Source organism: Novosphingobium sp. PhB165 (assembly GCF_004341845.1).
Taxonomy (GTDB): domain Bacteria; phylum Pseudomonadota; class Alphaproteobacteria; order Sphingomonadales; family Sphingomonadaceae; genus Novosphingobium.
Map to the genome: position 1 here is coordinate 426,201 of NZ_SLVB01000004.1, position 12,287 is coordinate 438,487.

The following is a 12,287-nucleotide window of genomic DNA, read 5'->3' on the forward strand; positions in this document are numbered from 1 at the left end:
ACCCTGCTGACCCGCTTCGGCAATCCGGCGGCAGCGGCGCTGCCAGCGGGAATCCTCACGCTTATCGTGCTGATGATCGTGCCGGTTCCGGCTTTCGTGCTCGACGTGTCCTTCGTGCTCAACATCGCGCTGTCGCTGGCAGTGCTGATGGCGGCGATGAACGCGCAGCGTCCGCTGGACTTCTCGTCCTTCCCCTCGGTCCTGCTGTTCGCGACCTTGCTGCGGCTTGCCCTCAATGTCGCCTCCACCCGCGTGGTGCTGGTCCACGGGCACGAGGGCGAGGAAGCCGCCGGCAAAGTAATCGAGAGCTTCGGCAAGTTCCTGATCGGCGGCAACTTCGCGGTCGGCATCTTCGTGTTCCTGATCCTCATCATCATCAATCTGGTGGTGGTGACTAAGGGCGCGGGACGCGTTTCGGAAGTCTCCGCCCGGTTCACGCTGGATGCCTTGCCCGGCAAGCAGATGGCCATCGACGCCGATCTCGCCGCCGGACTGCTCACCGCCGACGAAGCGCGGGCCCGCCGCCGTGATCGTCACCCGCGTCGCCGACGACCGACTGGGCGAGGGGCGCGATCTTGCCGCCCAGATCGGCGGCCAGTTCGCCTCGCCCGCGACATGGCTGCCGGTTGCGGTGGTGCTGGGCGCCATCGGCATGATCCCGGCGATGCCGCAGACGGTGTTCCTGCCGGCAGCAGGGCTGGCGCTGTGGATCTGGCACAAGATGCGCAAGCGGCAGGCCATGGCCGCCGTGCCGATAGTGGAAGCCCCGGTTCCGCCCGATCCTTCGCGCATCGATCTGGAGGAAGTGTCCGACCACACGCTGGTCACGATCGAGCTGGGCTATGGCCTTGTGCAACTGGTGGACGAGCGGCGCGGATCGCCACTGGTCAGCCGCGTGACGGGCGTGCGCAAGCAACTCAGCCAGTCCTTTGGCTTCATCATCCCGCAGTTCCGCGTGCGTGACGCGCTCGACATGCCGCCGCACGAGTACCGGGTCACGCTGGGCGGCGTGAACGTGGGCGGCGCCGTGGTGCGGGCCGACCGCGTGCTGGCCATCGACGCCGGAGAGGCGCGGGCGAACCACACGCTGCGGGGCGAGGCGACGCGCGATCCCAGTTTCGGATGCCCGGCGCTGTGGATCGACCCCGCCTCGCGCGATCATGCCATCGCCGAGGGGTTCCTGACCGTCGACGCGGGCACGGTGATCGCCACGCATCTCAACCAGTTGCTGTCCGAACGGCCGCAGGACCTGCTCGGGCCGGACGAGGTCAAGACGCTGGTCGACGCGCTCAAGCGCCATTCGGCGGGGCTGGTGGAGACGGTGCATCCGCAGCCGCTCTCGCTCGCCGCGCTTACACGGCTGCTGCGGGCGCTGCTGGAGGACGGCATCCCGATCTCCCACCCGCTGCCGATTTTCGCCAGCCTTGGCCGCGCGGTGCAGCAGACGCTGGAGCACGACAAGCTGGTCGATCTGGTCCGCGCCGATCTGGGAGCGCTGATCGTCGGGCGCGTCTGTCCGGCGACCGAGCGGCTGCCGGTGCTCACGCTCGATGCAGGGCTCGAAACCGCGATCATTCAGGGCATGCACGATCCCTCCACCGGGCAGCCGGTGATCGAGCCGGACCTCGCGCGGATGATCGGAGAGCGGATCGCGGCACTGGCCGCTGCGCGCGGAAACGGCGCCATTCCGCTCGCCCTCGTGGTGCAGCCGCGCGCGCGGCGGGCGCTGGCGGCACTGCTGCGGCTGCGCGCGCCGGGCTGCCTTGTCCTTTCCATCGCCGAACTGCCGCCGACCCAGCCGATCGAGGTGATCGATGTGGTCGGCGCGGCAAGCCCCGAGCGCGCGGCGCCGGGGCTGCCCGATCCCGACAACGATCCAGCCGAAAGCATGGCCGCATGAAACAGGACCAGAGAGCCTTCGGATCGGGCACCGTTCACGCCGCCTATGGCCAGAACGCGGCGGGAGGCCGGATCGCGGGCGCCTATCAGGGCGACGTCGCGGACCGGGTGCGGCGCTTCCTGCCGATGGTGCGGCGGCTGGCGTGGCATGTCCATGGCTCGGGCCGGCCGGGTATCGAGGTGGAGGATCTCATCCAGTCCGGGCTCGTGGCGCTCACCGAATGCGCGCAGAAGCATCAGGGGCCGACCGAGGACGGCTTCGCCGCTTATGCCAAGATGCGCGTGCGCGGGGCGATGGTGGACCTGATCCGGCGCACCGTGCCGATGTCGCGCGGGGCGAGCGAGCGGCGGCGGCTGCTTGCCGAGAAGGAGCGCGATCTGCGCGGCACACTGGGCCGCGAGCCACATGGCCATGAACTGGCCGAGGCGATGGGGATGGATGAAGCCGAACTCGCGGCCTTGCGTGATTCCAGCCAGCCGCTGCGTTTCGATTCGATCGAGGAGGCCTATTCGGACCGCGACATGGCTTTTGCGGATGAGCGGCCGGACAGTCTGACACTGCTCGCGGACGAGGAACTGCGTGGGGCAGTGGTGGAGGCGATTGCCGAACTGCCGGAGCGGCTGAGGCTGGTGGTGCAGCTCTACTTCGTGGAGGAACTGAACCTGGCCGAGATCGCGCAAGTGCTGCAAGTCTCCATCCCGCGCGTGCACCAGTTGAAGGCGCAGGCGCTGGGGAAGCTCAGGGAAAGTCTGGAGGGGGTGGCGGATATTCTGTGACGGCCCGGACGCCCTGCGCTCCTGTTTACATCGTTCGTCATTGCGAGCGTAGCGAAGCAATCCATGGGCGGTTTGCGTCGCGCTGGATTGCTTCGCTACGCTCGCAATGACGAAGGGGGGACTACGAGAAGGCAAGACCACAGACCTCCCTCGTCGCCCCCGCGAAGGCGGGGGTCCCGCTTGTTCTTCCGTGCCGCAAGCAAGAAGGAAGCGGGGTCCCCGCCTGCGCGGGGACGACGGAGTGTTATGGGTCAGGTTGTGTTGGGTCAGTTTGTCTTGGGTTCGGAGGGCTTCGTTCGGCCTCAGCCGAGATAGATACCCGCCGGATTACCCGTCACGCCCGATTCCACTTCGAACAGCGCGCCGTCGAATTCCGATTCCGGCAGGCCCTTCGCCGCCGAAGTCACGAACATGCGGTCAAGGTTCTTGCCGGCAAAGGCAATGTTGGTGATGCGCCGGGCAGGCAGCTCGATCGAGCGGTCCCGCGTGCCGTCGGGCGCGAAGCGGGTGATCTTGCCGCCGTCCCAGTGGGCGACCCAGAGGAAACCCTCGGCATCGGTGGTCATGCCGTCCGGATAGCCGTCCTCTTCCGAGAAGCGGATGAATTCCTCGCGGTCATGGGTGCTGTCCGGGGCGCCCTTTGCGTCGAGCTTGAAGCGATAGATCGTCCGCAGCGCCGAATCGGTATGGTAGAGCCACTGCCCGCAGGGCGAGAAGGCCGGACCGTTAGGCACGGTATAGCCCGAATCGATGACCTGCCATTCGCCCTCGGAAGAGAGGCGATAGAGCGTGCCGATCGCGTTCTCTTCCGCCATTTCCAGCGTGCCGCACCAGATCGCGCCGTGGCGGTCGGCCTTGCCGTCGTTCATGCGGTTGCCGGGCAGGTGCGGCTCGGGATCGTTACGCTCGGAAATCGTCAGCGGGTCGAGCGTGATATGGGCGACGCCGTCCTGAAAACCGCCGATCAATCCGCCTTCCGCGCGCTCGGCAACCCAGCCGAGGCGGGCGGGCATGTCCCAGCGGGTGACCGTGTTGTCCGAAAGGCTCAGGCGATTGAGGGCCGGGGCAAGGATGTCGACCCAGTAGAACGCATTGTCGCGTGCACACCACAGTGCGCCTTCGCCCAGTGTGTCGCGGACATCGCGTTCGATCTTGCGCCAGAGCGTCATCGCAGGTCTCCCATCCATTGCCGGTCAGTGTCGTGATTTTCGGGGTTTCGAATACAACTTCGGCCCACTTCCCCACCAGCCCCCAGCCCGGCTTACGCCGTGCAGACTCGGTGACCGGGACCGGTGGGAGAGTGAGCCGGAATCGTGCCCTGGCCCTGAAATTCTGCGAAGTTCGGGGCCGGGCAATGCAGTGCGGGGTGCCCGGAAATCGTTCCGGACACCCCAGTAATGCAGATCAGTGATTATCGCGCGGAAGGCCCATGGTCTGGGCGATACGCTGGTACTTTTCCGCGCCTTCGAGGATCGCACCGGTGTCGAGCTGGCCGACGACCGCACGCTGGATCTCCTGCCACGGGGTCTGCGAAGCCGGGTAGGCATAGCCGCCCTTGGCTTCCAGCGCCGCACGGCGAGCGGCCAGTTCCTCGTCCGAGATCAGCACGTCGACGCGGCCCTTCTTGAGGTCCATGCGCACGCGGTCACCAGTTTCGAGCAGGGCCAGACCACCCATCGCCGCCGCTTCGGGGCTGGCGTTGAGGATCGAGGGGCTGCCCGAGGTGCCCGACTGGCGGCCGTCGCCGATGCACGGCAGGGCGCTGACGCCTTCGGTGATGAGGTAGGCGGGCGGACGCATGTTCACGACCTCGGCCGCGCCCGGATAACCGATCGGGCCGGCGCCGCGCATGAACATCAGCGTGTCGGGGGTGATTCCGGTGGCCGGATCGTCGATGCGGTGGTGGTAGTCTTCCGGACCGTCGAACACCACGGCCGGGCCTTCGAAGGCTTCCGGATCGTTGGGGTTCGACAGGTAGCGATTGCGGAACTCTTCCGAGATCACGCTGGTCTTCATGATCGCGGCGTCGAACAGGTTGCCCGACAGGACCAGGAAGCCCGCTTCTTCGACCAGCGGCTGGTCGAAGGTCTTGATGACGCGGTCGTCCTCGATGGTGGCATCGCGGCAGTTGTCGCCCATGGTCTTGCCATTGACGGTCATCGCGCCTTCCTTGATCAGCCCCTGGCCGATCAGCTGGGCGACGACGGCGGGCACGCCGCCTGCGCGGTAGTAGTCCTCGCCAAGGTATTCGCCGGCGGGCTGGAGGTTGACCAGCAGCGGGATCTTGTGACCGTAGGTCTCCCAGTCCTTCAGCGGCAGTTCGACGCCGATGTGGCGGGCGATCGCGGCAAGGTGGATCGGGGCATTGGTCGAACCGCCGATGGCGGCATTGACGACGATGGCGTTATGGAACGCGTCGAGCGTGAGGATGTCCGAGGGCTTGAGATCCTCGTGCACCATGTCGACGATGCGCTTGCCGGTGTGGTAGGCGCATTCCTGGCGGTCACGGTAAGGCGCGGGGATCGCCGCCGAACCCGGCAGCATCATGCCCAGCGCTTCGGCGAGCGAGTTCATCGTCGTCGCCGTGCCCATGGTGTTGCAGTAGCCGGTCGACGGGGCCGAGGAAGCGACGAGCTTGATGAAGCCGTCCGCATCCAGTTCGCCCGCCGCCATCATCTGGCGGCCCTTCCACACGATGGTACCCGAGCCGGTACGCTCGCCCTTGTGCCAGCCGTTGAGCATCGGGCCGACCGAAAGCGCGATCGCCGGGATGTTCACGGTAGCGGCTGCCATCAGCAGCGCCGGGGTGGTCTTGTCGCAGCCGGTGGTCAGCACCACGCCGTCAAGGGGGTAGCCGTAGATCGCTTCGACCAGGCCGAGGTAGGCAAGGTTGCGGTCGAGGCCCGCCGTCGGGCGCTTGCCGGTTTCCTGGATCGGGTGGACCGGGAATTCGATGGCGATGCCGCCGGCTTCGCGGATGCCTTCGCGGATGCGCTCGGCCAGCACGAGGTGGTGGCGGTTGCAGGGCGACAGGTCGCTGCCGGTCTGGGCGATACCGATGATCGGCTTGCCCGAGCGAAGCTCTTCAAGGCTGAGGCCGAAGTTCAGGTACCGCTCCAGATAGAGCGAGGTCATGTCGACGTTGTCGGGATTGTCGAACCACGCGCGCGAGCGCAGCTTAGCGGGAGTCTTGTCGGTCATGGTGCGTTTCGTTTCGTTCGATCAGCGCGAGGCCGTGGAAAGGCGATAGATCATGACATGCTGGTAGGGCTTGCCGGGATCGACGCGGGTGGAGACGAAATTGGGGTGGTTCGGAGCGTCGGGGAACTTCTGCGGTTCCAGCGCGATGCCGTCACCCATGCGGTAGACGTGGCCGTTCTTGCCGATGAAGGTGCCGTCCAGGAAGTTGCCGGAGTAGAACTGCACGCCGGGTTCGGTGGTGAGCAGTTCCAGCACGCGGCCCGAAACCGGGTCTTCGAGGCGGGCAGCCAGTTCGGGGGTCTTGGTCACGCCCTTGTCGAGCGCGAAGTTGTGGTCGTAGCCGCGGCCCTTTACGATCTGGTCGTCTCGGCCATCGCGGATGCCTTCGGCGACAAGGCGGGCCTTGCGGAAGTCGAACACGGTGCCTGAAACGTCGCGCAGTTCGCCGGTCGGGATCAGCTTGTCGCTGACGGGCGTGTAGTGGCTGGCCGGGATCGTCAGGAGATCCTGGGTCGCGTCGCGCGGGCTGCCTTCACCGGCCATGTTGAAGATGGCGTGGTTGGTCATGTTGAGCACGGTCGGCTTGTCGGTCGTGGCGTCGAACACGATCTTGAGGTTGCCCTGCTCGTCCAGCGAGTAGGTCACCTTGGCCTTCACGGTGCCGGGATAGCCGGCATCGCCGTCAGGGCTGACGAGCGAGAACACGGCGGTCGCCACCGGGCCGGACTTGACCGATTCGACCTTCCAGTTCTGGACGTCGAAGCCCTTGCCGCCGCCGTGCAGCGACTGGCCGTGGTCGTTCTGCGGAAGCTGATAGGTCTTGCCGTCCAGCGTGAACTGGCCGTTAGCGATGCGGTTGCCATAGCGGCCGATGGTCGCGCCCCAGTAGTTGGGGTGCGTCTCGAAGCTGGCAAGGTCATCGTAGGACAGCAGCACGTCGGCAACCTTGCCGTCGCGATCGGGCGCGTTCAGCTTCCAGAGCGTGGCGCCGAAGCTGAGGATCGTGGCCGAAATGCCGTTGGCGGCCTTCAGTGTCACCGCCGTGACGGCAGAGCCATTGGAAAGCGTGCCGGCAGGAGCCTGCGAGGCATCGGCGGCGAAGGCCGCGCCCGGAAGGGCGCAAGCAAGAGAAAGCGCGGAGGAAGTCACAAATACCTTGCGCAGAATCCTCATTCCCTTAGCTCCCATTTCGTTTCTGTATGTACGGACGAATCTCGGTGTGTTCCGGCGCCCTGGGCGGTGCTTTGGCCCATTGACGACGACGTTCCGCGCATATAGTCCGACAAATAGAAAGAGCGCAAGCCGGTTTGCCACAGGACCCGGCAGTTCTGTTATGAGAGGATAGACATGCCCCCAGTGGTTTCATCTGGAGATGCCCCCGTGCTTCATGCACCGCAGGCGGGCGTCCGTTACGGCCCCGCGCTTGCGCTGCTTGCCAGCCTGTTCTTCATGTGGGGCTTCATCACGGTCATCAACAACACGCTGCTGCCGCACCTGCGCGCCGTGTTCGACCTCAACTACACCCAGACGACGCTGATCGAATCGGTGTGGTTCATCGCCTATTTCTTCGCCTCGATTCCCTCGGCCAAGCTGATCGAGCGGATCGGCTACCAGAAGTCGCTGGTCACCGGCCTGCTGATCATGGCGGCGGGCGCGCTGGGCATGATGCTGGCCGCCAGCATCCCGTCCTACGGCGTGACTCTGGTCATGCTCTTCGTGATCGCCAGCGGCATCACCCTGCTTCAGGTGGCAGCGAATCCCTATGTCGCCGTCGTCGGCAAGCCCGAGACCGCTTCGTCGCGCCTCAATCTGGTGCAGGCGCTGAACTCGATGGGCACCATGCTGGCGCCGATGTTCGGTGCCTACCTGATCCTTGGTCGTTCGAAGAGCGGCACGGCCGTTGCCGGCACTGTGCTGACCCCTGCCGAGCGCATTGCCGACGCACACTCGGTGATCCTGCCTTACGCGCTTGTCGCGGTGGTGCTGGTGATTCTGGCCGTCGTCATCGCCCGCTTCCCGCTGCCCGCGATGGGCTCGGCGAACTCGCGCGTTGCCAAGGACCAGCGCAAGAGCCTCTCGCTGTGGGCCCACCGCAACCTCGTGTTCGGCGTTCCGGCGATCTTCATCTACCTGATCGCGGAGATCGGCGTTGCCAATCTCTTCGTGAACTTCGTCAGCCAGCCCGATATCGCCAATCTCACCCATGAGCAGGCAGGCAAGTACCTGACCTTCCTGTGGGGCGGCATGATGGTCGGCCGTTTTGCCGGTTCGGCGATCATGCAGCGCTTCGACGCCTCGAAGGTCCTTGCCTTCTTCTCGGTTGGCGCGTTCCTGGTCATGATTACCACTGTCTTCGCCCATGGCCCGGTTGCCATGTGGTCGCTGATCCTCGTGGGCCTGTTCCACTCGATCATGTTCCCGACCATCTTCACGCTCGGCATCAAGGGTCTTGGTCCGCTGACCGAGGAAGGTTCGGGCCTGCTGGTCATGGCGATTGCCGGTGGCTCGCTGGTGATCGTTCAGGGCTGGCTTGCCGACACCTTCGGCTTGCAGAACTCGTTCCTGCTGACCGCCGTCTGCGAACTCTACGTGCTGTTCTATGCGCTGTGGGGTAGCAAGACGACGCATGCGGAACCGGATCTGGTTGTGCAGCCTGCCGAATAAAGCGGCGCGTTCAGCGATAAATGAAAAGGCCCCGGCGAGCGATCGCCGGGGCCTTTTGCTTTGGGTGTAAATGACCGGCTTGGCTCCGGTCCCAAACCGCCCCTTACGCCGATCACTTCGTCGCCCCCGCGAAGGCGGGGGCCCCGCTGCCTTGCGTCATGCGCCAAGGGAAGCGGGATCCCCGCCTTCGCGGGGATGACGGGGTGTATGTTGTGAGCGCGTGGAATCGGGACGGAATGGTGAGGGAGAGAATCACTCCCCTCCGACCGGAAGCTCCATCGCGCTGCGCGTATCCTCAAGCGCCAGATCGACCAGCACGTTCATCGCTTCCGCCGCGCCAGCCGCGTCTCCGGCCGCGATGGCGTCGTAGACGCGCACGTGGTCGGGAATCGGGTTGCGGGGCAGAGCGCGGGCGCGCTGCTTGAACTGGGTGGTCCAGTTCACCGCCGCCCCGATCGAGGCGCTGAGCACCAGCAGTGCGTCGTTGCGGGTCGCCTGGAGAATCGCGTTGTGGAAATCGCGGTCCGCCGCACGTCCGGCCTCGGTGGTGAGGGTGTGCCGGCGCATTGCCGCCAGCGCGTCCTTCATCACCTTGAGGTCGTTCTTGTCACGGCGCTGCGCGGCAAGGCGGGCAGCGGCGGGCTCGACGATGGCGCGCAGCTCGAACAGGCTGCGCACGAACTCGATGTCCGGCTCCCCCGCGAAAGCCCAGCCCAGCACTTCGGGGTCCAGCAGGTTCCAGCGATCCCTTGGCAGGACCCGCGTTCCGGCCTTGGGACGGCTTGCGACCAGACCCTTCGCCGTGAGCACCTGAATGGCTTCCCGATAGGCACTCCGCGACACCTGGAGCTCCTCGGCGAAGGCAACTTCACCAGAAAGAATATCCCCGGGCGCATATTTGCCGGACAAGATGGCCGTTCCCAGTTTATGGGCGATTGCACCGTGCAGGCGGCGGCCCGGACCCCGGGCCTCGTCGGCCGGCCTTGCACTTTCTTCATCGTTCACGAAATTGGCTTCTGACACTGTTACAGGCACCTCCCGAAAGGAACCTAACAGCCCTTTCAGCGTGAAGGAACGACAAACATTGCGTTTCCTGTGCGCTCGGAATATGTCGGAGTAAATAGGGAGACCCCAAATGACCGAATTCCGTTCCATCGTGGCCGCAACCGGTGAGCCCCAGGGCGAACCGCTGGCCGTGAACGGCACTGCCGATGTCGCTGCCGCCTGCGCCGCAGCCGCCGCGGCCTTCGATACCTATCGTGCGACCGACCGTGAAACCCGCGCTTCGTTCCTGGGGCGAATCGCTGACGAGATCCTCGCCATCGGTGAGCCGCTGATCGAAGCCTACATGGCCGAGAGCGGTCTGCCGCGTGCGCGCGGTGAGGGCGAGCGTGGCCGTACCATGGGCCAGCTGCGCATGTTCGCCGATGTCGTCCGCAAGGGCCAGTGGCAGCAGCTGCGCATCGATCCCGCCCTGCCGGACCGCGCTCCGCTGCCCCGTCCCGACCTGCGCCTGCGCATGATCCCGGTCGGCCCGGTCGCCGTGTTCGGCGCATCGAACTTCCCGCTCGCCTTCTCGACCGCCGGTGGTGACACCGCTTCGGCGCTCGCCGCCGGTTGCCCGGTCGTGGTCAAGGGCCACCCGGCCCACCCGATCACCGGCAGCCTGATTGCCGCCGCGATCGCCAAAGCGGTCAAGGATGCCGGCCTTCCCGAAGGCGTGTTCCAGCACCTCGTCGGTCCGTCGAACGAACTCGGCGCCGCGCTGGTTCAGGATCCGCGCATCGCTGCCGTCGGCTTCACCGGCTCGCGCGGTGGCGGTCTCGCCCTCGCCAAGCTGGCGCAGGCCCGCGAAGTGCCGATCCCGGTCTATGCCGAAATGTCGAGCATCAACCCGGTCCTGCTGCTTCCCGAAGCGCTGAAGGCGCGCGGCGAAGCGCTGGGCACCGCGTTCGTCGGTTCGCTGACGATGGGCGCCGGCCAGTTCTGCACCAACCCCGGCCTGATCCTGGCCGTCGAGGGTGAAGGTCTGGACGCATTCGTTGCCGCCGCCACCGGCGGCGTGTCGGAAGCCAAGCCGCAGACCATGCTGACCACCGGCATCGCCGCCGCTTATGCCAAGGGCGTGGAAGCGCTTGAAGGCAATGCGGGCGTCGAGACCATCGCCAAGGGCGAAGAAGGCAGCAAGACCACCGGCGGTGCGATCCTGTTCCAGACCACGGCTGCACAGTTCCTCGCCGACAAGGCCATCGGCCACGAAGTGTTCGGCGCTGCGTCGATCGTCGTGCGCTGCAAGGACGAAGCCGAACTCGCCAGCCTGCTCGAAGGTCTTGAAGGCCAGCTGACCGCCACCCTGCACATGGACGAAGCCGACGAAGCCGCCGCTTCGCGCCTGCTGCCGGTGCTGGAGCGCAAGGTCGGCCGCATCCTCGTCAACGGTTGGCCCACCGGCGTCGAAGTGTGCCACGCGATGGTGCACGGCGGCCCGTTCCCCTCGACCTCCGACCCGCGCACCACGTCGGTCGGCAGCCTTGCGATCGACCGCTTCCTGCGGCCGGTCAGCTACCAGAACTTCGCTCAGGGCCTGCTTCCGGCAGAACTGCGCGACGCAGCCTACGGTGACGGCGCCCCCCGCCTGATCGACGGCACGCTTACCCTCTAATCAGCCCACCCAATCCCCGCGGCGCGCTCCCCCAAGAAGGCGCGCCGCGGATCGGGCTAAGACGCCCCGGGAGAGATCCATGACTTACCTTCGCCTGCTCCAGCATCGCGCGCCCGACGGCGTGCGCTCCGTTATCCTTGCCGAGGGCGATGCCGCCCACTTCCTTCAGGGCGTCACCACCACCCGCGAACTCGCCCAGCGCGCCATCGCCGAAGGCGTGACGCTGGCCGAGGCCGCCAAGGCTTGCGCTGCGGGCGAAGCGGTCGACATCGCGGCCGAATTCGCGGCCGGCACTCTGCTGGCCCCGATCGACCACGACGATTCCGCACACCTGCTGATGACCGGCACCGGCCTGACGCACCTTGGCTCGGCCGAAGGCCGCAACAAGATGCACGCCGCCGCCGCCTCGGGTGAGCACGTCACCGATTCCATGCGCATGTTCCTTGAAGGCCTCGAAGGCGGCAAGCCCGCTGCCGGCACCGAAGGCCAGCAGCCGGAATGGTTCTACAAGGGCGACGGCCAGCTGCTCGTCGGCCCCGGCGAAGCGCTGACCATGCCCGCGTTCGCCAAGGACGGCGGCGAAGAGCCCGAACTGGCGGGCATCTATCTCGTCGGCGAAGACGGGAATGTTTATCGCCTTGGCCTCGCGCTCGCCAACGAGTTCTCGGACCACGTGACTGAGCGTCACAACTACCTCTGGCTTGCGCACTCGAAGCTGCGTCAGGCCGCGCTTGGCCCGGAACTGCTGCTCGGCACCCCGCCGGAGAAGATCGAAGGCACCAGCAAGATCGTGCGCGATGGCGAAACGATCTGGGAAAAGCCCTTCCTCTCGGGCGAGGCGAACATGTCGCACACGTTCGCGAACCTTGAGCATCACCACTTCAAGTACGACCTGTTCCGCCGTGCCGGCGACGTGCACGTCCACTTCTTCGGCACCGCCACGCTCTCGTTCAGCGACGGCGTGACGACGCAGGAAGGCGATGTGTTCGAGATCTCGGCCGCGCCGTTCACCCTGCCGGTCGCCAACCCGCTCGCCCGCGCTGCCGCTCCGGCCGCCGCGACCATGACCGTGAAGGCGCTCTGA

The 12,287-nt window shown here is 66.2% G+C and carries 8 protein-coding genes and 1 pseudogene; 5 read left to right on the forward strand and 4 right to left on the reverse strand.

The features are described from left to right. The first annotated feature begins 72 nt into the window (after positions 1 to 72). Together EDF56_RS13605 and EDF56_RS13610 are read left to right on the forward strand one after the other, a co-directional pair. Positions 73 to 1,900 (forward strand): annotated as a pseudogene (locus tag EDF56_RS13605) (flagellar biosynthesis protein FlhA). Further along, entirely contained in the window at positions 1,897 to 2,676 is a 780-nt protein-coding gene (locus EDF56_RS13610) for a sigma-70 family RNA polymerase sigma factor (protein WP_132388233.1), read from the forward strand. The pseudogene EDF56_RS13605 and the gene EDF56_RS13610 overlap by 4 nt, the downstream one beginning before the upstream one ends. A 302-nt stretch (positions 2,677 to 2,978) precedes the next feature. Here EDF56_RS13610 and EDF56_RS13615 read toward each other — a convergent pair whose 3' ends face one another. The 3 genes from EDF56_RS13615 to EDF56_RS13625 all read right to left on the reverse strand — a co-directional run bounded on the left by EDF56_RS13615 (position 2,979) and on the right by EDF56_RS13625 (position 7,041). Beyond that, positions 2,979 to 3,845 (reverse strand): SMP-30/gluconolactonase/LRE family protein, encoded by an 867-nt coding sequence (locus EDF56_RS13615; RefSeq protein ID WP_132388235.1) that lies wholly within the window; start codon positions 3,843 to 3,845, stop codon positions 2,979 to 2,981. A 235-nt stretch (positions 3,846 to 4,080) separates the two neighbouring features. Continuing rightward, complete coding sequence (locus EDF56_RS13620) at positions 4,081 to 5,877, reverse strand: IlvD/Edd family dehydratase (RefSeq protein WP_132388237.1); 1,797 nt, start codon at positions 5,875 to 5,877, stop codon at positions 4,081 to 4,083. A gap of 21 nt (positions 5,878 to 5,898) precedes the next feature. Further along, a complete protein-coding gene (locus EDF56_RS13625) occupies positions 5,899 to 7,041 on the reverse strand; it encodes an aldose epimerase family protein (protein WP_132388603.1) in 1,143 nt (380 codons plus the stop codon). Positions 7,042 to 7,224: 183 nt separating this feature from the next. On the opposite strand from EDF56_RS13625, the gene EDF56_RS13630 reads away from it, so the two are divergent. Continuing rightward, complete coding sequence (locus tag EDF56_RS13630; protein WP_132388239.1) at positions 7,225 to 8,541, forward strand: sugar MFS transporter; 1,317 nt, start codon at positions 7,225 to 7,227, stop codon at positions 8,539 to 8,541. A gap of 252 nt (positions 8,542 to 8,793) precedes the next feature. On the opposite strand, the gene EDF56_RS13635 is transcribed toward EDF56_RS13630, so the two are convergent. Next, positions 8,794 to 9,564 carry a FadR/GntR family transcriptional regulator gene (locus EDF56_RS13635; RefSeq protein ID WP_243652582.1) on the reverse strand — a complete coding sequence of 257 codons (771 nt, stop codon included), beginning with the start codon at positions 9,562 to 9,564 and terminating at the stop codon, positions 8,794 to 8,796. A 112-nt stretch (positions 9,565 to 9,676) separates the two neighbouring features. On the opposite strand from EDF56_RS13635, the gene EDF56_RS13640 reads away from it, so the two are divergent. Then, positions 9,677 to 11,203 (forward strand): aldehyde dehydrogenase (NADP(+)), encoded by a 1,527-nt coding sequence (locus EDF56_RS13640; protein ID WP_132388241.1) that lies wholly within the window; start codon positions 9,677 to 9,679, stop codon positions 11,201 to 11,203. Between the two features lie 79 nt (positions 11,204 to 11,282). Beyond that, entirely contained in the window at positions 11,283 to 12,287 is a 1,005-nt protein-coding gene (gene araD1 / locus EDF56_RS13645; protein WP_132388243.1) for an AraD1 family protein, read from the forward strand.

Bases quoted from the DNA above. Each gene is read 5' to 3' on its own strand.
- araD1 (WP_132388243.1), top strand. From the start codon at position 11,283: ATGACTTACCTTCGCCTGCTCCAGCATCGCGCGCCCGACGGCGTGCGC.
- EDF56_RS13630 (WP_132388239.1), top strand. From the start codon at position 7,225: ATGCCCCCAGTGGTTTCATCTGGAGATGCCCCCGTGCTTCATGCACCG.
- EDF56_RS13615 (WP_132388235.1), bottom strand. From the start codon at position 3,845: ATGACGCTCTGGCGCAAGATCGAACGCGATGTCCGCGACACACTGGGC.
- EDF56_RS13640 (WP_132388241.1), top strand. From the start codon at position 9,677: ATGACCGAATTCCGTTCCATCGTGGCCGCAACCGGTGAGCCCCAGGGC.
- EDF56_RS13620 (WP_132388237.1), bottom strand. From the start codon at position 5,877: ATGACCGACAAGACTCCCGCTAAGCTGCGCTCGCGCGCGTGGTTCGAC.
- EDF56_RS13610 (WP_132388233.1), top strand. From the start codon at position 1,897: ATGAAACAGGACCAGAGAGCCTTCGGATCGGGCACCGTTCACGCCGCC.